Source organism: Streptomyces sp. NPDC085524 (genome assembly GCF_044541755.1).
Classification (GTDB): Bacteria; Actinomycetota; Actinomycetes; order Streptomycetales; family Streptomycetaceae; genus Streptomyces.
On sequence record NZ_JBITTH010000001.1, the window covers coordinates 432,098 to 451,605 of the forward strand.

Annotated in this window: 15 protein-coding genes and 4 pseudogenes; 8 read left to right on the top strand and 11 right to left on the bottom strand. The window is 66.5% G+C overall.

Translation table 11 applies throughout. From position 1 onward, the window contains the following. Positions 1-12: 12 nt before the first annotated feature. The 4 genes from ACIGFK_RS01870 (at position 13) to ACIGFK_RS01885 (ending at position 8,217) form a co-directional block, all read left to right on the top strand. Positions 13-5,565, top strand: coding sequence for a hypothetical protein (locus tag ACIGFK_RS01870; RefSeq protein ID WP_400050150.1), 5,553 nt, complete (start codon positions 13-15; stop codon positions 5,563-5,565). Position 5,566: 1 nt separating this feature from the next. Beyond that, positions 5,567-7,306 carry a hypothetical protein gene (locus ACIGFK_RS01875; RefSeq protein WP_400050151.1) on the top strand — a complete coding sequence of 580 codons (1,740 nt, stop codon included), beginning with the start codon at positions 5,567-5,569 and terminating at the stop codon, positions 7,304-7,306. 41 nt (positions 7,307-7,347) lie between these two features. Further along, positions 7,348-7,713: a hypothetical protein gene (locus ACIGFK_RS01880; RefSeq protein WP_376659400.1), complete on the top strand. Its 366-nt coding sequence runs from the start codon at positions 7,348-7,350 to the stop codon at positions 7,711-7,713. Positions 7,714-7,845: 132 nt separating this feature from the next. After that, entirely contained in the window at positions 7,846-8,217 is a 372-nt protein-coding gene (locus ACIGFK_RS01885) for an HU family DNA-binding protein (protein WP_376659401.1), read from the top strand. A gap of 172 nt (positions 8,218-8,389) precedes the next feature. Here ACIGFK_RS01885 and ACIGFK_RS01890 read toward each other — a convergent pair whose 3' ends face one another. Together ACIGFK_RS01890 and ACIGFK_RS01895 are read right to left on the bottom strand one after the other, a co-directional pair. Then, positions 8,390-8,935 carry a hypothetical protein gene (locus ACIGFK_RS01890; protein WP_376662329.1) on the bottom strand — a complete coding sequence of 182 codons (546 nt, stop codon included), beginning with the start codon at positions 8,933-8,935 and terminating at the stop codon, positions 8,390-8,392. Further along, positions 8,895-9,308, bottom strand: coding sequence for a hypothetical protein (locus ACIGFK_RS01895; RefSeq protein WP_400050152.1), 414 nt, complete (start codon positions 9,306-9,308; stop codon positions 8,895-8,897). The genes ACIGFK_RS01890 and ACIGFK_RS01895 overlap by 41 nt, the downstream gene beginning before the upstream one ends. Positions 9,309-9,849: 541 nt before the next feature. Here ACIGFK_RS01895 and ACIGFK_RS01900 point away from each other — a divergent pair. Then, the gene (locus ACIGFK_RS01900) at positions 9,850-10,323 is read left to right on the top strand and encodes a LysM peptidoglycan-binding domain-containing protein (protein WP_376662327.1); all 474 of its coding nucleotides are present in this window, start codon (positions 9,850-9,852) and stop codon (positions 10,321-10,323) included. Between the two features lie 348 nt (positions 10,324-10,671). Here ACIGFK_RS01900 and ACIGFK_RS01905 read toward each other — a convergent pair whose 3' ends face one another. Beyond that, entirely contained in the window at positions 10,672-11,190 is a 519-nt protein-coding gene (locus ACIGFK_RS01905) for a hypothetical protein (protein WP_376662326.1), read from the bottom strand. A gap of 160 nt (positions 11,191-11,350) precedes the next feature. Here ACIGFK_RS01905 and ACIGFK_RS01910 point away from each other — a divergent pair. Beyond that, positions 11,351-11,605 (top strand): annotated as a pseudogene (locus ACIGFK_RS01910) (helix-turn-helix domain-containing protein); the annotation flags it as partial. A 33-nt stretch (positions 11,606-11,638) separates the two neighbouring features. Further along, positions 11,639-12,304, top strand: a complete 666-nt coding sequence (locus tag ACIGFK_RS01915; RefSeq protein ID WP_400050220.1) for a helix-turn-helix domain-containing protein — start codon at positions 11,639-11,641, stop codon at positions 12,302-12,304. Positions 12,305-12,563: 259 nt separating this feature from the next. Here ACIGFK_RS01915 and ACIGFK_RS01920 read toward each other — a convergent pair whose 3' ends face one another. The 8 genes and pseudogenes from ACIGFK_RS01920 to ACIGFK_RS01955 all read right to left on the bottom strand — a co-directional run bounded on the left by ACIGFK_RS01920 (position 12,564) and on the right by ACIGFK_RS01955 (position 18,608). After that, entirely contained in the window at positions 12,564-13,193 is a 630-nt protein-coding gene (locus tag ACIGFK_RS01920; protein ID WP_386463230.1) for an HAD-IA family hydrolase, read from the bottom strand. Positions 13,194-13,513: 320 nt separating this feature from the next. Further along, on the bottom strand, positions 13,514-14,749 hold the full coding sequence (locus tag ACIGFK_RS01925; RefSeq protein ID WP_376659417.1) for an MAB_1171c family putative transporter: 1,236 nt from the start codon (positions 14,747-14,749) through the stop codon (positions 13,514-13,516). Positions 14,750-14,757: 8 nt separating this feature from the next. Continuing rightward, positions 14,758-15,285: a hypothetical protein gene (locus ACIGFK_RS01930; RefSeq protein ID WP_376659416.1), complete on the bottom strand. Its 528-nt coding sequence runs from the start codon at positions 15,283-15,285 to the stop codon at positions 14,758-14,760. 1,066 nt (positions 15,286-16,351) lie between these two features. Next, a pseudogene (locus tag ACIGFK_RS01935) lies at positions 16,352-16,628 on the bottom strand (IS110 family transposase); the annotation flags it as partial. 2 nt (positions 16,629-16,630) lie between these two features. Beyond that, a pseudogene (locus ACIGFK_RS01940) lies at positions 16,631-16,894 on the bottom strand (transposase); the annotation flags it as partial. Then, positions 16,883-17,029: pseudogene (locus ACIGFK_RS01945) on the bottom strand (transposase); the annotation flags it as partial. The pseudogenes ACIGFK_RS01945 and ACIGFK_RS01940, both read right to left, overlap by 12 nt. Before the next feature lie 37 nt (positions 17,030-17,066). Beyond that, positions 17,067-17,870: a lysostaphin resistance A-like protein gene (locus ACIGFK_RS01950; RefSeq protein WP_400050153.1), complete on the bottom strand. Its 804-nt coding sequence runs from the start codon at positions 17,868-17,870 to the stop codon at positions 17,067-17,069. A 21-nt stretch (positions 17,871-17,891) separates the two neighbouring features. Continuing rightward, entirely contained in the window at positions 17,892-18,608 is a 717-nt protein-coding gene (locus ACIGFK_RS01955) for a hypothetical protein (RefSeq protein ID WP_400050154.1), read from the bottom strand. A 331-nt stretch (positions 18,609-18,939) separates the two neighbouring features. Between ACIGFK_RS01955 and ACIGFK_RS01960 the strand changes: the two genes are divergently transcribed. Further along, positions 18,940-19,275 carry an Lsr2 family protein gene (locus tag ACIGFK_RS01960; protein ID WP_285523268.1) on the top strand — a complete coding sequence of 112 codons (336 nt, stop codon included), beginning with the start codon at positions 18,940-18,942 and terminating at the stop codon, positions 19,273-19,275. Positions 19,276-19,508 lie beyond the last annotated feature (233 nt).

Consider the following 19,508-nt stretch of genomic DNA (forward strand, 5'->3'; position numbering starts at 1 on the left):
AGCTGATTGACTATGAAGAAGGCACGCGGACTGCGGAAGTACTTCTACGAGTACGTCTACTACAAGGCAGTCGAGCAGGCCCGGGTGCAGGCCGGACAGGTCGTTCCGATCTCCCAGGCCAAGGCCATCCGCACACGAGTCGACGAGATCCTCGGCCGGCGGGGCACCGCACTGGCCGACCCGCGGCTGGGCATCGCGGACTGCCTCTCCGCCATCGACCAGGCGTTCGGGGAGAAGGTCTCCGGCTACGAGCCGCAGTTCGGTGATCATTCCCCGCAGAACGAGCGCTATCAGCACTTGCAGCGGGAGTTCACCCGCGTCACCGGTGTCGGTGCCCAGGTCGACTCGAAGTCGGCCCGGCTGCCGATCAGCCCCTATGACCCCGACTGGTCCGAACGCGCGACCGTGAAGCGCGCCGGAACCGCGCTGCTGTACCTGCCGGACGAGACGATCGGACGCGTGGCCGGCGGCGAGGTGGAGACCCTGGCCGATCCGCGGCGCGGAAACATGGTGCTCTGGCGCATCGACGACAACGGCCAGCCGTTCGAGGCGGGCCGCGCGATGACGAACGACGACGCCGCTGGACTCACCGCGCTCATGGACAAGATGAGCCGGCAGGAGTACGACCAGGTGCGCGAGTGGGTCATCGACGGTGGCCGGAACCCCCAGACGAACCGCGTCGACCCCAACCGCTTCATGTCCCGGCGCGCCGTGGCGCGCTCGGCAGCAGTGCTCGAAGAGCTGAAGGCCCAGGGCGTGCCCTACGCGGTGATGCGCGACCGCGAGCCAGGTCAGATCAAGGCGAAGATCGCCGGGACCGGCATGGAGATCCGCCTCATCGACACAAGCCAGGAGGAGTACGCCGGAGCTCGGGTGTACGACAACGGCACCGTGCTGCGCTACTCGACGAACCACCGGGTTCCCGGCGGCATGGCGGTCCACTCTCCCTCGCCGACGGAGGCCGTCCAACTACTGCGCTTCGCCCAGGGACATCGCGTCGAGCGTACGGATCTGCCGGGGCACGCCGCCGGCGAGACCGGCGCGACACACCAGGAGCCCGGCCGTGGCCGCATGGTGGTGGACGTGCCCGACAGCTACCACGTCGACCGTGAGTCGATGTTCGTGGTCGGCGACTACGTGGCCCCCGGTGAGTCCTCCGGACCTCGGCCCGGCTCGAAGGTGATGCTCCGCCGGGACGCGAAGAACCGCTCACTGCCGGCCCTATTCCTCGACAGCGAGTCGGCCGAGGCCTATGCGAAGACCGCCGTCGAGAGCGCACGGGAGAACCTGCAGGCAGCCCTTGGCGTCGAGGACCTCATTGCCCGTGCCGAGACGGAGCTGGAGCGAACCGGCGGACAGCTGGATGCGATCGAACCGCCGGAGTACTCGGCTGACTCCGAGGTCGCTGCGATCCAGCGCTCGTACTGGGACGTGCTCACAGGCGCGCACAGCGAACTGCTGCGCCCGGGTGCTACCGAAGAGATGTACCAGGAACGGCTGGAGGGGATCGGCGAGCTGCAGGCCGGCGAGGCGCCCGAGATGGGCAACCTCGTCTACGGCGGCACCGCCGTCGAGAAGGTCCGACAGCACGCTGAGGACGTTCCCTTCGAACTCATCGGGACCTGGGAGGCGGAGCCCCACGACGTCGACGGCGAGTGGGTCGATCAGCGCTTCAACCCGGAGCGGGTGGCGCGATACATGTCCAGCCCCACCGGGCAGTGGTCGAACCTCGACAACCTCGCCTCAGCGCTTCGTCGTTGCGAGATCTCCCCTGACGAGATGATGGGCTCGACCTTCCAGACGACCCGGTTCAAGGACCGGCTCGTCCGCTTCAACGCCGAGCGTGCCGTGCCGATCGCCGATCACGACTCCGCGTTCATGCGGCGTATCGGGGTCACCGTGCGTGAGAGCATCGAGCGCAACGCGGCGACGGTCTCCGAGATCCTGGTCGACGATCACGGCGTCATTCGCTGGAGTGGCGAGAAGCTTCGCCGTGATGGCAAGGGAGTGCCGATCTCGGGTGAGATCGGCCAGGTCTTCGATGTCGGCGAGTACGGCGAGATCACCACCGCCTTCGCCAGTGGGCAGAACGCCCTGATCGTGCCCGGCTACGAGGCCACGATCACGGCCCAGACTCCGGGCGAGGCTCCGACCTCGGTCGAGGAGCGCACGCGCCTGCGCGGCTACGAGCAGCTCATGCACGAGCGCATCCAGTACCAGATCGCCAATGACGTCATGGCCGGGCGGAGCGAGACCGGCGAGCCCTCCTCGCTCAACACGGTCTACTCACAGCTTTACGGCACCAAGCACCCGATCGACTACATCGAGCGCGCCACCACGTACCAGCGGGACGAGTCCACCGGCGAGATCAAGGCACACCTGGAGGAGTGGACGGCAGCGATCCTGCAGACCGAGGCGCGCCGTGTGCGCTACTCCAACGAGATCAAGGCCGGCTCGACCGTCTACGCCGAGTACAGGGCCCAGCGCGACCGAACCGACCCGGCTGATGACAACCGCTTCGACGCCTGGCGGCTCACCGGCGGGCGGAACATGGCGGTGCTCACCGGCAAGGACCGGAACAACGTGGTCGCGCCCAGCGGCTACTTCGACCCGGTGATGACGGGAGGCGCGACCAACCAGGGCATCGTGCGGTACCTGACCACTCAGGCCCGGGTCGACAGCGATGGTCGTATCGTGCCGGGCGACGAGAGCGTGGCCGGACAGCGAGCGCCGCTCATGGCTCTCCCCGAGCTCGAGACGCTGCGGTACGACCCGTTCGACCGTCAGCAGATGACGGCCTCGACGATCATGCAGTCCTCTGAGGTCACCGCGCCGGCGAAGACGGCGCTGATGACCTTCGGCGGCTGGACGGCTGATGACCCGATCGTGGTGTCGAAGGAATTCGCCGGGCGCCACCGCATCCGCGGGGCCGGCGGTCGGGAGCGCGATCTCGTCGTGGGCGACAAGATCTCGGATCTGCACGGCAACAAGGGCGTGATCTCGCTGATCGTCGATCGGGACATGCCTCTGCACGACGCGCAGCGGCAGGGCGTTGTCGAAGAGGTCAACTGGTTCCGGGCCAACCCGGGTCTGGACGTGGTGATGAGTCCGTTCAGCCTCATCTCCCGGCGCAACGCGGGCTCGGCGCGCGAGCTGATGAGCGGGAACGTCTCCGATCTGCGCTCGCCCGACGGAGAACTGCGGCCGAGTGCCCTGGGCGAGATGCGCTTCGTGGTCACCCATATGGCCGTCGACGAGAAGACGAAGATCTACGACGACGAGCAGGTGCGTGCCGGCAAGGGCCGTAAGGCCTCGGCTCAGCTGGCCTGGGCGCTGCAGTCTCAGGACTGCCCGGCGATCATGCGCGAGTTCTACGGCCACAACAGCGGGGCCGAGTCGAGCCTGCGCGAGTACCTGCTGGTATCCGGCCTGGACATGGACGCTGACGGCACGCTGCGCGTGATCGGCCAGGCGGAGGGCCTCGACGAGCGTTCCGAGCGTCGGTTCATCCCGATGCCCGACTTGCTGCGCACGCAGCCGCGCAGGGCGGGCCAGCTCCCGGGACTGAATACCATCGCAATGCGCAAGTCTTTCGGCGACCTCATCGGCGACCGCGGCGGCGACATGGAGATCCCGTTCCCGCTCACGTATCCGACCGGTGAGCAGACCGAGACGGTGAGCGCGAACTCGTGGAAGCTGCCGGTGATGTCCTCGCATCTGCGCAGTGGTCAGGAGTTCGAGGACGGGTCCTCCGTCATGCACGACTACACCCGCAGCTACCAGGACGTCTTCGTGGCGGCCTGCCGCTACCGCTACATGGCCGAGCAGCTGGACGGGCAGGGTCTGTCCGCCGAGAAGCGCGCCGAGGTGCGTCGCGGCATGAGCGATGCGGTCTCGCGCGCTCAGCGCGCCTTCGAAGCGATCACCACCGATGTCCAGGACCGAGTGCTGACAGGCAAGAGCAACATCTTCAAGACCGGGCTGATGTCCTCACGGCTGACCGACTCGGCGACGATGGTGTGGACCGCGGACCCCCGGCTGGACGTCGACCAGGTTGCTCTCAGCTCGGTCAAGGCTGAGAAGTTGGGGCTCGCCGAGGGCGACCACGCGTTGGTGTGGCGTGACCCGGTGCTCCGTGACGCCGGTGTGCGCTACATGCGGGTCACGATCGACGACCGGCTCACCGGCGCCGCGATCAACCCGGTGATGGACGCTTGCTTCGACGGCGATTTCGACGGTGATGCCGTCGCCGTGGTGAAGCTGCACAGCGAGGCGGCCAAGGCTGAGGCCCTGGCAAAGCTCTCGGTGCCGGCCAACCTGTTGGACAGCGGAGTGGTCAAGGGCGATGGTTCACACCCGCTGGCCATGCAGGTGTCGCTGGACACCCAGGTCGCGCTCTCCAAGGACGCGCGACTGGCGCATGAGTTGGAGAGTTCACGGAGCGAGGCGAACCGACTCCGGCTGCGGGCGATCACGGGTTCGGATTCACCGGAGGACATCGAGCTCGCCCAGCAGAGCGTGACGGAGGAGCTGAGCGGGCTGTACCGCCGGGCGCAGCGTGGTGAGTTCGGTGCGGCACTGACGTTCTCGGATCGCGAGGCACACCTGCGGAGCATCCACGAGGTCTGTGTCAAGACCGGCGCCAAGGGGAACGAGAAGAAGCTCACCGACTACGCCCGGAACCTGGGCGATGCACAGGGTACGCCCGGCATCACCCAATCCGACCAGGAAGCCTCGATGTTCGCCACGGCGATCAAGTCCCACGGCACCGGCTTGGGTGGCGCGTTCAGCCAGCGCGCCGTGCGTGCGCTGCGCGGCGCGGACCTCAAGGCCGTCCTGGAGGTCACCTACCCGGTGACCCAGTCGATCCTGCAGGCGAAGCACGACGCTGCCGAGGCCCGGCACAAGTACGCGATGCTCCAGGGCCCCGGCCGCGATCTCTGGAGGGGCCGCAGCATCGAACATGTCGGCCGGGGCCAGTGGCGCACGGCATTCATGGACGGTGAGCCCGTCCAGGCTACGGCCGAGGAGTGGGAGAAGCAGTTCATCGAGTTCTACGAGTCCAAGGAGGGCTTCGGAGTCACGGTCAACCCGGAGTACGTGGCCCGCGTGGCCAGTGCGCTGGAGGACCCGGCGACCGGGCTCATCCGCAACCTGGAAGAAGACGTGTCGCTGCGGGGCAGCGTGATGGACCGGATGGCCTACGGTGGCGCGTTCGCCGATCTGGTCGAGGCGGCCAAGAACCGCGAGAGCGTGTACGACGGCGAGAAGAACGAGCAGTTCGCGTCCTCGGGGACTCTGAACGCTCGGGTGCAGATGTCGCGGCAGCTCGATCAGCTGGGCTCCGCCCAGAGGCACGGCCGGGACCACGCCGTGATCGCTGTCGATGACTCGGTGGTCAAGCGCGACGTGATGTCTCAAGACGAGGCGGCGTCCCGCACCCGCGGCTCGCATCGCCGCTCCGCGCATGCCGTGGGCGTGGGCGCGAGGCGCCCGGTCTACACGCCGAGCATCAAGATCGATCAGCCCGAAGTCAACGACGGCGACTACGGGATGGGGTACTGAGATGGCACGGCACAAGGAACTGGGGACAGGACCCGCGGGCAGCCGGCGCGCGATCAAGGTGCTTCCGGTTGGCGACGATCGGCTTCGGACCGGTGAGCCGCGAGGCAACACCTATGCCCGCTGGGACTCGCGCTCGGACGAACCGATCGACGCCGAGGTGATCGACGATCCGGGGCCGCAGGACGCAGACGGTGCGCGCGCCTGGCGTGAGCGGCTCCGGGACCGTGCCCGCGAGTTCTTCGGTGAGAGGACCCGGAAGCGGATGGCCGACCGTGACCGCGTGCACGGGATCGACGTCGACCGGGCCGAGGATGAGAGCGAGGACCTGGATCAGCGCGAGCGGCTGCTCAAACTCAGGGCGGAGACGCGCCTGGCCTGCGAGAAGTACATGGCCTCGCTGCGGGACTCGAAGCTGCTGGTGCCCGGCTTCACCGACGAGGAGCGGACGCGGGAGCTCGACGTCATGCACCACGTCTACGTGCAGATGATGATGCAGGCGTGTCTCAAGCCGCTCTCGCGCGGAGTGAACGCCAACTCGATCATCCAAGCGGTCGGCATGGCGATGACGATGCGGATGCTCGCCCCGGATTTCAAGAAGGAGATGGACAGCTACCTCCAACCCCTCAAGGACAAGATCCAGGAGCGCATCGACACCAGGACCCGTGGCATGGTGGCCTTTGCCCAGAGCGGCATCACGCACCGGCAGAGGATCTTCAAGGACCTGCCGAGCGACGCCCGGCGCGAGCGCCTGATCGGCAGCACGGATCCGCGTGACCACCTGTCGAAGAAGTGGCGCGATCGCTTCGACGCCATGCAGCATCGTGAGCGCGGCCACCGGGAGATGTTCACCACGGACTCGGCAGCCATGACCGAGGTCGCGCTCATGGAGAACGCCTTCTGGAAGATGCGTGAGCCGGGCGCGGACGTCAGCCTGATCCGCGATGGCTACCGGGCGCTGCGCAAGCGGCTGCACGAGCAGATGAGCGAAGACGGCCTGGAGCGCCGGGAAGTCGTCCAGCGCGCCCGAAGGATCATCGGCGAGCGGATGGAGTACGAGCCCGAGCTGCGCACCATGTTCAACGGCGTGGCCCACGGACGGATCGTCAAGGCCCCGGCACACGAGGAGCGGATCGCGGGCTCCGACCGGGTCCACACCGTGTGGAGCGGGGAGTTCGACGACCAGCTGGGCCGGCGTCTGCCCGAGGACGGGATGTTCACACTGCGCCGACCCATGGACGCGGACGCCCACCAGGTCCAGCTCGCCGAGACCATGAAGACCTCGCTTCTCGACGCGCTGGGCCGCGGCGACCAAGAGGCCTACGGGGGCAACATGCTCGGCTACCTGGTCGGATTCGCGGCGCGGAAACAGGGTCTGGACACCAGCGGGCTGCCCGACATGCTCCAGCACCGCATGGACCAGTCCGAGGTGATGATCGCGAGCATGGACATCGACGGTCTGCCACCCGAGGAGCAGCAGCGGGTCTACTCCAACGCCTACGTCGACGCGATGGAGGCAGTGAACGAGAAGTACCCGGATCTCGAGGCTCAGCTGAAGCGGAGCCTCGGAGAGAACTGGCAGCAGACACTGCAGACGGCGGTCGACGACCCCGGGGCCTTCTTCGAGGAGCAGCGACTCAAGCCGCGGTCGCGCCCTACGGGTCCGTCGGCCGAGCGGGAGGCCGGCGCGCAGAACAACGGCCCGAACACCGAAGCCGACTCCGAGGAGTTCCAGCGCACCTGAGCGCGATCCGAGAACACGAACGAGGAGCAGGAGGAGGGGGCATGAGCCAGGAACAGAGCGAGGGTCAGCAGGTCAGGTTCGGATCGCGCTTCGCGCGGATGTTCGGCTACGTCACACCGGAGGATCGGAGCCGATGGGAGCAGCAGCGGGCGCAGAACAAGCCGCACGTCAGCGCGCTCCGGCAGGGCGCGACGTCGGCACTGAGTTCGATGATGGAGTTCGGAGAGCGCAACATCGGCGCGAAGCTCGATGCGGCCCACCGCGTGGCGGCGCAGCAGCGGTTCGAGGAGTCGCACGACAAGGTCGTGAAACAGCGCCGCGATCCGAACACGCGGAGCATCATCGAGTCGGTCGACTATGAGCCCAGGGGCGACCGGGAGGGGATCGAGCCGGACCTGGAAATCTAGTCAAATGGGTAACGATAAACATAGCGACTGCACTTGATACGCCCGACTCCCCTTCTCCACTCATGACTGTCTCCGATAGACTGACTTCCAATTGGAACTGTTTCAGGAACGGCGATAGAACAGGGTGTAGACATGGAAACGACGAAGACACCGCGTGTCAATAAGCGCGAGTTCATCTCGCGGGTCGCGACTCGCAGCAAGTTGCCCATACGAGTGGTGAACAAGGTCTACGAGTCGTTGCTTGGTGAACTCACTGGGGCGGTCAGCTGCGGAGAGGCGGTCGTACTCACGAGTTTCGGCCGCTTCTACCGGCAGGACCACAAGGGTCACAAGGTGCGCTTCGGCAAGAGCAACGTCGAGGACTACGTGGTTCTCAAGTTCTCCGCATCGAGCAGCTTCAACCGCCGACTGGGGGGCAATGAGGACGACGCCCCAAGGACGATCGGGGATGCCGGCAAGTTCGAAAACGTCATTGAGGGTCGTGAGCTGCGGCCCGCGTCGTAGAAAGCGAGGAGCCGACAGAAAGGAAAATCCCCGTGATGCCTGCAGGCATCACGGGGATTTTCTTTATGGATGAGATGAGGTCGGCCGTGGGGCTCAGCCGTCGGCGATGACGAAGATCAGCACGAGCGCGCCGACCGGGACGATGAGCACGCCGGCCACGGCCAGGTACAGGTCACTCGAACTGGTGGTCAGGCTCGTTCATGGATGGCGTGTCGAAACTGCCGGGCAAGCGCTGCCTGGGTCGCGAGGGACTCGCAATCGGCTCGCGCTGCGCGGCCAGCTCGGCGAGAGTGAAGCCCACAGGGCGGCCCAGACGCTGGCCGGCCATGTAGTAGGCCTGCCCGTTCGCGCGTTCACCCAGGGCGATGATCTCGCGGATGACGGGCTCGCCCGGGCGCTGGGGCGCGCGCTCCCGCCAGACGATCCGGTGCGAGGGCTTTTTATTCGGATCTGCGCCCACGTACGTGGTCTCGCAATCGGAGAGATCGGGATAACTGGGCATGTACCCCAGCGGGTGCGTGCCCGGCGCGCCTTGCTGGATCCGGCCCAGCTGGTTGAGAGCCACGCGCAGGAGCCGGCCCTCTGGTCCTTGAGGATTCTTCAGCGCAGCGTCGTGGAGAGTCTGGAGGTCTTGCTTGAGACCGGCGGTCGGCAGGATGCGGATGACAGGCCGACGCTCACTCATGACGCTTCTTCTGCTGGGCAGCACGATGGTCATCCGCCCACTGCTGACCGAGCGGGCCGAGGCTCTCGGCCAGCTCTTCGACGGTCATGCCCGCCTCGCCTTCGCCGGAGGCGTCGGACTCCTGGATGCGATGGGAGAGCTCGGCCTGGAAATCAGCCTCAGCGTGGACGTGGGCCGCGTGGTCGTACTTCATGAGGCGCACGAACGCGGCAAAGGGGATGATCGCGGCCTCGGGCTTGTTGCCGTCTCCGAAGATCAGCGGCGTGATCTGGCCGCGGCGATAGAGGTTCAGGACCGTGGCGAGTTCCTCGTGCCTGAGCTGGTCCGTCGGGACGACATTGACAGAGAACTTCGGGAGCTCGGCGCCGGGACCGCTGCCGCCGTGAGCATTGTCGTTGCGAGTCATACCCTCAGTATAGTCAGTCTGGATTGACTTGTTGTCGACTCGTATACGAGGGTCATCGCCGAGTCGACATGGACGTCGAATGATGGCTCACTCCATCTCCGAGAGGCGGGCCAGTCAAGAGCAGGAGGAGCCCGCACTCCAGTCCCGCACGGTGCGCGTCAGGAGCAGAGCATCGATGGCCCCCCGGGGTTGACCCAGCCGGCACCAGGTCCCAGTTCGGGCGCTGAACCCGCGGCCAACCTGCTCAGATCGGCCAGAGCAGAAGATGTGCGGATCGCGAACCGGACCTCGGCGTGAATGATCGTCGCGGTGCCGCGCGGCCGGCGACCTCTCGGGCAGGGTTTCAACTATCATTCAATCCCTTATTGCATCGACTTGGATTCGACTATGAGTAGAATGCCAATGTCAGACACGGATGACTCTGCATGCTATTCATAGAGGAGTTGGGGCAGGGATGGCGGCTACGGTTCAGAGGCCAGAGGGGACGGCGTCGAAGCCCACGGCACAGACGAGAGCAGCTGCCCGGAGTCACGCCGGCCCGATGGGCTTCGGCAACGGGCCGCTCATCGCGGCCGGCCTCATGGCGGGCGGAGCGGCGCTCCTCGTCGGCTGGGGCCTGACGCAGCTCGCGACTTCCGACGGCGGCTTCACCCAGGCACTGCAGGGCAATCACGCCCCGACCGAGGCACCGGGCAACCCCGCCGAACAGAACGCCGGAGGCAGCAGCGCCCAGCAGCCGAGCGAGGCCGGCACGGGGAAGCCGGACGAGAGCGGGGCGAGTCCGTCTTCGAAGCCCGGTCGCGGCAGCCAGGACGAGGACGAGGACGAGCCCAACGGATCGGGCGCACCCTCCGCGCCCGCGCCGAAGACGAAGCCGCGCACCATCGTGCCAGGCGATACGCTCGCCGAGATCTCAAGGAGGACGGGGGTTCCGATCGGCGTTCTGGTCGAGGCGAACAAGATCCAGAATTCGGATCTCACCGAGTGGGCCTCGCGGCTCATACCACGGGCGTGACGACGCGACAAGGCAACACCGTCACGTACCGAGCCTGAATCGACGCCCTGACGCCACGAGGCCGTCAGGGCGGCATCACGGGTTCCACTCCTGGAAGGCGACTGTGCCGAAGATGAACTGCGTGACCTCGCGGGGTTCACCGCCAGGCGTCACCCGGGACCGACGTCAACCGGGACCGGCATGAGCCGGTCCACGGCATGCCCGCACTCGGCCTGGATTCGACACCCGGATCAGCTGTGCCGATCCCCCCTCGTTGCGAGGATGCAGCGCCGTAACAGCGTCAGAGATCAGGCGACCCCGCCGGCAGCCTGACCGGCGGGGTCGTCTGACGTACAAGATCGTGACCCCTCACGCCGCATCAGCCTCATCGGACTCACCTTGGCCGAAAAGGAATCCGCGGACCTCGCCGTTCTTCATCATGTCCTGCAGGTGCATCAAGAACACCGCACGCTGCGTGGCCCGGCGATCGGCCAAGGGCTCGTACTCGCGCAGCACCTTCAGGTTGACGACCCAGCCGTTCTCGCGAGAGATGGCCTGCTCGAGCTGCGAGTTGGGCACGACGTCCATCCCAGTGAAGTCGTGGTCGAACTCGGAAGCGACGTCGAGGTGTTGATTCGGCCCATCGACGTAGAGCGTGTCCACGCCGACCTGCCGGCCGGCCTCGTCGAACGCCACGAGGAACACGCGGTCCGCCCGGGTGGTGTTGTCGACGTGGACCGCCGCAACGTTGGTGTCACCGATGAAGCTCGTCTCCTCGAACCGCTCGGACACGCGGGCACGCGCCTCATAGCACCACATGATGCGCCGGGCTTCGTTGAAACCTTTGAACTCGCCAGAGTTGGACCACTCTGAGTGAGACTGGATCATCGGTGGGATCCTTCCAGGTTCCTAGGCCGTTGCATGACCTGGTCCGGTCGACCCGCCTTGAACAGGGCGGGTAGTTGAGCGATGGACTAATCGGGGCATAAGATCGACGCGCGAGCAGAGCCCCATCGTCAAGCGCGATACAGAAACGTACGATAGATGCATGGATCGATCAAGCCGGTTTCCGTTAGGGTTCTCTCGTCGCCCCCGAGGTCCAGACCGCCAAGTCGCAGGAGTCCATGTGCCACGTCAATTCGACGGCAGCCGAGTGCGAGCTGTCAGACGGGGCAAGGAGCTCAGCCAGAAGGAGTTGGGCGCGATAGTAGGCGTCCGCGGCCCGACCGTGGCGCGATGGGAAAGCGGCGAGGAGTTCCCCAAGGGGGAGAAACTCCCAGGTATCGCGTCGGCACTTGGTCAGGACCTTGACGCCCTCTTCCCCTACGACGGCCCCGTGGACCTGCAGTTGCTCCGCTGCGACGCCGGCCTCAGCGTGGCGCAGGCCTCCGAGGCCATCAACGCCAGTCGCGTGCCGCTGAGCAACGCGGAATCCGGCAGGCGTCGGCTCCAGGATGCCTACGTGGGACCTCTCTCGCGCGCCTACGGGGTGACCACGGAAGAGCTACTGGCCGCGCAGGACGTCTCGTTCGGGCTCCGCAGGGGGCGGCCGCTGAGGGAGGCTCGTCCGTCTGCACCTCGCACGGTCGGCGAGAAGATCAACTATCTGCTGGAGCACGGGTACGCAGGCCAGACGCCTCCGTCCAACGAGCAGATCGCGCAAGCCGTCAACGACCACAGCGGCACGACGCACATGACTGCCGATGATATCGCCATGCTTCGTTCGGGCGCCCCGACGACCGTCTCGGACGCAGTACGCGCCGGCCTGGCTCACGCTCTCCAGGTCGACATCGCCCTCTTCCAGGACGACGCCGAGTTGAGCCCCGCGGCCGGTGAATTCCTCGAAGCGATCCGCTTCCTGGGGTCGATCCACCAAGGCCAGATCCTCGGCCTCGCCGCCCGCGGCAACCAGGCAGGGCTGTCGGCCGGCATGATGGCCAAGATCAACGAAGTCGTCGGAGAGCTGAAGAACAAGCTGCCGGGCGAGCAGAGCGAGCAGTGACGCCGGCGCCACGCCTTGACAGCGCCGGCGCCACGCCTTGACAGCGCCGCCGAGCCGTCCGCCCCTGGCCATGGCAGAACCGGCAGCTTCCCGCCCTCGGTCTGACGCCCTTCGCGGCTGAACCGCCCCCGCAGTCCTGACGCGTACGACCAGGATCCCGAGCCGCAGCGCACAACGCAGATCCCCGGCCGTTGGCCACCTCACTGTGAGGTGGCCAACGGCCGGGGACGGCTGGACCAGGCGCCTGCCCGGGGGCCGGCTACGGCGCGGCGGTGAGGTCCACGCCCAGCAAGTTCGACAGGTCGGCCACCGTCTGCCTGGGGTCCTTGTTGTGCACCCCCGCGAAACCGAGCTGCTCGGCCGCCTGAACGTACGCCTCGGTGTCGTCCACGAAGACGCACTGCTCGGCAGGCATCTCCATGAGCTTGAGCGTGATCTCGAAGAGCTCGGGGTCGGGCTTGCGCAGCCGGTGGTGCTCGGAGATCACCACGACGTCGTACAACTTCTCGAGGTCGTAGCCGTCGTAGAGGTCCCAGGGCGCGAGGCCCACCGAGTTGGACAGGATGCCCACCTTGATGCCCGCTCGCCGCGCCGCGGCGGCCGCGTTGATCAGCAGCGGCTCCGGACGCAGGCCTCCGAAGATCCTGCCCATCAAGTTGTCGGGAGAGACGCCCAGCTTCTTGCCGGCAATCTCGTTCCACTCGGTCTGGCTGACCGCTCCCCGCTCGAGGTCGCCGGTGATCCGGACGCCCTCTTCGTCCTGGTACAGGGCCGAGATGCATGCACCCTGGGGAAGCCCTTCACGCTGCTCGAAGGCGAGCACCACGGGCAGGAGCGGTGTGGTGAGCACGCCTCCGAAGTCGAGGACGAGGCCGGTGCGCTGAGACATGCAGGAACTCCAGTGCTGAGAATCTGGGCGCCGCCCGTACCGGACAGCGTTCCGGCCCCGGCATGCGCGTGGCGGCGACAGCGCCTGCGCTTCGCTTTCCAGGGTCGGCGGTATTTACAGGGCGGAAAACGATGCCACCCACTGTCTGGCCCACGGTACCAGCCGCCTCTTTGCGTAACTGGCGACCCCGCCCGAATCCGAAGGGCGGCAATAGAACCGGAAGGCTGTCTTCTATTTCATGCGACCTCCCATTTGAGTCGACGTCTTCAGCCGTAAGGAACAGTACTTGAAACTCGAATGGAATTTTCGGGCTGCAACGTTCACTCGTCCAGTTCAAGACTCAGCTCCGCAGACTGCCGCAGAAGCTCTTGAGCACCGCCCGGGGTGATGACCGCGTAAGCCTTGCTCACTCGCACGAGCCAAGCTGCCTCGCTGTTCGTGTCGACGAAAGGTTTCTCCTGGAGCGGGGCCGTCGCGCACTGGCCGGCCTTCGTGGAGGCAGCGGCACGGAGCGCCGCGGCGATCCAGTACGCCTCGGCGCCCGGCTCGGGGTCGGGGTGCGACGCGGCTGCCTCCTCGGCGGCCCACAGGAGCGTCTCCGGGGCGTAGTACCGGAGCTTCTCGCAGACATCAGCGATGTCCTGGGTCCATCGGTCCAGGCGGACATCGCTGGGGACCCTCATGTGGATCAGCTCGGCAAGGCGCGACCCGGGCGGGTAGAGACTCGTTCCGGGGAAAGACTTCACCAGGTCGAACCAGAGCGGGTGAAGCCGGTAGAGGGTCTTCCATGTCTTCCAGCGAGCAGCAACGACGCTGGTGGTGGGGATGCTCGCGCCTACGGCCACGATGAGGAAGAGCAGGTTCATCCACATCGCCGTGAGATCAATGAGCATCTCCATTGTGGAATGACTCAGCGGGAAAAATACCGCCGTCCACACGATGACGATTCGGGCCGTCGTGTGGAGGAGCCCCATCCACATCGAGATTCCCATGAGCCTGAGACCGATTCGCATACTGATCGTCTCGGCTTCTCGCGCCCCCCGCGACCACTGGTAGCCGCAGACGGCGGCTGTGACGAGCGGGAAGAAGTAGAAGACGCTCATATACACAGCGGCGCCTAATTCCCCTGCATGATCACTGAGAAAGTCTTTGCTTTGCCGCTGGCGGTCCACAACGGTGAAAAAGAGAATGGTGAGCAGGGTCACGCCGATTGCGCCCACCGGGTAGGAGGCACGGGCGATCCAGCGCGACACCGTGACGTGTCGGGGCACCACGGCCTCGGAGCTCTTGCCGTAGCTGGTCGCAACGTACGTCAGGGACGCGATGATGGCAGCGGTGCTGGCGAAGTGCCTCAGGAGGGCGCTCAGATCGATCACGGGGATGCGGTCCACGGCCTGCATCGCTGCTGGCGTGTAGAGCCACAAGGCCACGGAGAATCCGGCGTAGCCGCCCCAGAGGGCTCGGCGGTGGGCGTCACCGTACCGGACGGCGGGGAATCGCCAGACGGCTATGAGGGTCATCACTGCCGCGGTCAGGTACCTGAAGAAGTCGAGCATGCCGTCCGTTATTCGTTCTTGGAGCCACGCCGCGGCGGAGCAACCGGGTGGGAGAGCGAGGACTCCAAGAGGCTGACCATGTCGTCGCCGGCCAACGGCTGGCGGCGGGCCAACCTCTTGATCAGGGACGCCGACAACTCGGCCTGCTGCTCCTCCGGGCTGTCGTAGTTCACGCGGCCTTGGACCAGAGCCAACGGGAACCGACGAAGGACTTCCTCCCGGATGTGCTCAGGGACATATCGCTCGACCTCTTCATCGTTCAGGGTGCTCCCGTGGTCCAGCCACTCGTGCGCCAGCTCATGAAGGATGATGTGCTCGGTCTGGTTCCGGCTGGATCGGCGCCGGTAGAGCACGACCGTGAACTCCGGCGTCCTGACTCGAAGGCCGCAGGCCGTTCCCAGCCCTCCGTCCGGGTCGTCAAAAGGCACCAGCCGAATCTGACGCTTCAGTGCGTGCTCCATGTTCCGGACCAGCGCCTCGACACTGAAGGGAGTGGGCACAGGCAGATCGGCGAGCAGCTTCTCGCATTCCTTCAAGAGGGCGCGTCGCGAAGGGTCCCTCCGCCACTGCATGACCGCTCTCGCGAGGTGCGCCGGCGTTGTACCGCCTGGTTCTGCACGCAACCCGCCGCTCTCCCCGCTCCGGGCGGCCTTCCGTCGAGCAACCCACCTCATCGCCCCGTCCCCCCTCGCCCCTGCCCCGTTTGCTTGCGGGGCTCCACCCACCCCGCGCCCAGTCATGCGTTCGGCAGGCCGAGCCAGTAGTCGTCACACTTTCCGCGGGTGCAGTGAACCCTCGCTTCGCTGCCCAGCCCATGCCTGTCGGCAGACGCAGGACGCGGGCATGCGGTTCCACGGAGTACGGGACTTCAGCGACAACCTCGAACGCAACGGTGAACACGAAGGTCATCGCGATGACGGCGCCCGTGAACGCCCGGGTAACAATGCGGTGGACTGGTCGTGATCCACGGACACCGCGCGGGCGGAGGATGTTGTCAAACCGCTGCGCCCGGCGCTTGGTTCTCTCAACGATGTTCCCGGACGCTCTGCGTACGGCACGGCGGCTGACCGTATGACCCTTGCCGACGCGGCGAGCTTTCCACCGCATGTGCTGGCCTTACCCCCGTTGCGGAACAGAACAGTATGGCCAGGTCAACCAAAGGTGTTGATCATCCAGCCCACTTGAGAGTCCGTACGATATCCCTACACACAACGATCCTGTCAAGTCGATTGCATTTAGCGTGCGTTCGGGTGTAGACGGGACCGGCGCCCGCCGTATCGGGCTGCCGATGGCGAGCGCCGCGGGCATCATCGTCGAGAGGTACTCGGCGTGGTGACGTCCGACTGCGGCGAGGGCGGCAACGTTGAGTGCTCCCAGGGTGCTGCCCCCGAACAGGGCTGCCGCCAGGGCGCGCAGGCCGGGGGTACGGATCGGGCCGAGCCGGTGCGTGCGGGTGCGGGACGGCTTCCACGTGGCGATGAGCACGACGGTCGTACCGGTCGGGGCGCGCAGAGCCAGAGCGAGTAGCGGGCCGCCGATGGACACGAGCTCCTGGACACCGGCGTCGAGCGAGAGCGCGGCTCGCCGTTGGTGAGGGCCGCGCACGACGACGGCGGCCCTGACTCCGCCTCCGGGCATCGACGTCAGGACCGGGTGAAGAGGGTGGGCCTCCAGCAGGGTGCCGATCTGGGCTCCCAGTGCCCGACGCTGTTCGTGGACCGCGGCACGCGAGCGGGCCGGCGAGGGGATGACCACGCCGAGGGTGCCCGTTCCCGGGACCACTACGATCTTTTCGTCTTGCGCAGTGCGGCGGGGATCCGTAGCGATGGAGGAGTCAGGTGACGGCAGGGTGGTCCAGCCGTGGGTCCAGGTCCCGCTCCGGTAGGCGACTTCGCAGCCTGCATCGCGGGCGACGGTCAGTGGCGGGGCACCGATCGAGGCGGGCTGGTCCGCGATCACCAGCACGGTGCCGAACTTGGCCTTGAGCTTGTCGAAGACGGCCCGCAGCTTCGGATCGCCGTTGGGCATCGGCTTGTCGAAGACCTTCTTCCCGGCCGGGGGCAGCCCGTGGCCGTGGTGGGCGGTCTTGCCGACATCCTGGTCTTCTTGTCGCGGTAGGTGCGGGAGGTCGGCTTCGCCAGGGATTGACGAGCCTGAGCTGCGGATCGCCGGGGCCAGGCCGGCGTGGGCGGCAGACGGGGAGCCGGATCCGTCGCCGACGTCGATGAGGATCCGTGCTCCGGTCCTGACGCCGATCCCCGGCATGGACGTCAGGACCTTGGCACCGTCGTTTTCCAGAAGAGGCTGAGTAACTCGCTCACTGCATTGCGGACTCGCTTCCCGAGGCCGGGCCTGCGCCTGGCGCAGTCAAGCCGGCGACCCGCCGGTAGAGCCCAAAGGCACAACCGGCGAAAGCCAGGTACAGGAGTGCCGCGGAGACGGGGTTGGCCAGAGCGACGAACACCTGTGCCGGGACGAGGGCGGCAGCGAGGTTGAAGCCCAGGTGCAGGAGCACGCAGGGCCACAGCACGCGCGTGTGTTCGTAGATCAGGGCCAGGAGCACCGCCAATGGCAGGGTCGAGGCGAACTGCACGGCGTTGCCGTGCAGCAGGCCGAACACCAGGGCGGTGACCAGCGTGGAAGCGAGGATGCTCACCCGCTTGCGCAGCAAGGGGTAGACCAGCCCTCGGAACAGGGCCTCCTCCCCCGCAGGAGCCGCGACCATGGCGAGCAGCAGGGTCGCCAGCACTCCGGCCGCGTGCCTCGTCTGGTTCGACGTGTCGAAGCCTGTGGACCCGGTCGTGGCGTAGATCCACAAGGCCATCGACTGCCCGGCGATGAATGCCAGAACCGCGCAGCCGACGACGGTCCACCCGAAGCGCGGAATTTCCACGCTCGGCCGCGGGGCCGGCGCATGCGCGAGCCACTGGGGCCGCTGGATCCTCACCGAGCCGACCAGGATGACAACAAGCATGCCCAGTACGCAGGTCGCGACGATCGGCTCTCCGATGAGGCGGACCGCGACGGTGCCCAGACCGAGGTAGCCCGCGACGACGGCGAAGGGCACGAGGGCGCACCACCCGATGCCGAGCAGACGCGAAGTGGTCGGGGGCGTCGTCATGGGTCTCCTCCTCTACGGGGCTCAAGCACCCGTGGTGATCTGTTCGTTGATGACGGCGTGGACGCGGGTGTCGCCGCGGAAGGTGTTCGGCTGCAACGTCGCCGTGAAGCGCAGCGTCCCGAGCTGCGACGCGAACGACGCAGGCTTGCCGGTGTCCGATGGCGCTGAGACCGTCGTGCTGCTCCAGGCTGGTGGTGATGTCGAACCACCTCGGCACCCGGCCGGAACCACCGTCGAAATCGTCGGGGCCGGCGGGCCGGCGGGCCGGTGGGCCGGTGGGCCGGTGGGCCGGTGGGCCGGTGGGCCGGTGGGCCGGTTGGCGACGACGACCGGGTGGTCGTTGATCCCCACCATCCGGTTGGCCGGCAGCCCGGCGGTGAACACCCCGAAGCACGGCTCAAGCGCGGACCCCGTGCGGCGCGGGCTGTTCATCGCCGGGGCGACGTAGAAGCCGAAGGAGCCCTCGTCGCGGTCGTCGACGTCTCGGATCTTGCCCACCTGTGCGAAGGTCTTCAGCACGATCGCATCGGCCACCAGCCGGCGGTTCTCGTACAGCACGGCCATGACGTCGGAGACGGTGCCGAGCCCGGCGAGCGGACGCAGCGGGCGGATCTCCCAAAGCCTCTCGGGCCGGTGCACGCGGGTGTATGCCTCGATCACCTGGTAGAGGACGTGGGCATCGAAGCCGAGCTCGGACGGGCCTGCGTAGCCGAGGACGCCAGAGGAGATGCCGTCCATGTCGACTCGATCTCCTTCAGGTGCTGATCCGACCATCCTGTGCGCCGGCACAGCGGCGTGAAGAGGTCGATGTCCTCGTCGGTGAGCGAGTGGCAGTCGACGGCATGAAGCGTGGACATGGCGGAGGCCCTCTCGATCGGGGTCGCTGGCCGGTGGAGAACGAGGTAGGAGAGACGCCTTTCAACGCTGCTGCGATTCTAGCAGTAACAGTCACTCCTTCTGTCAATTCACCAGCACCTTTGAGTCTCATTCGGGTTCCGAATGGCGCACTTATATCGAATGATCGCGACAGGCTTTCCAACGCCCTTGCGCATCGGCTACTCTCGCCGGTATGGCTATTCGAAGCATTGTCGAGTCAGATCTCAGCGGTAAGCCGGATGCGGCAACCGTGACCTTCGGCCTGGGAGACACCTGGTACGAAGTCGATCTCACAGTTGAGGAGAAGAAGGGCCTTGAGGCGGCGCTGAAGTCGTACCTGGAGGTCAGCCGGAAAGCCGGGAAGCCCGCGCCCAAGAAGCGAGTCGTACCTGAGACGACTGCCGAGGAGCGGGACAAGATCCGCGAGTGGGCCAAGGAGCAGGGCTACGAGTTCGCGGATCGGGGGCGCATCCCGAAGAAGGTCATGAAGGCCTACGACGAGGCTCACGGCATCGATCGGAGCAACTAGCACCGAGCCTGATGTTCGCCTCCTGGCCGATTTCTGTCATTCACCCCCGATGGGCCCTGCAGCACACTGCAGGGCCCATCGCGCATCTTCAGACCCGGACGGATGGCATCGGTCGTCTTGATCCCCGCAGTCCCGCTCGAGCCCTGCAGTGGATGGTGCCGTGCGAGAAGTGCCCCGGTGTATCCGGCATGAGCCGCTCCTGGCTTCGCTTCGGACATCCGGGCTTGTGCCAG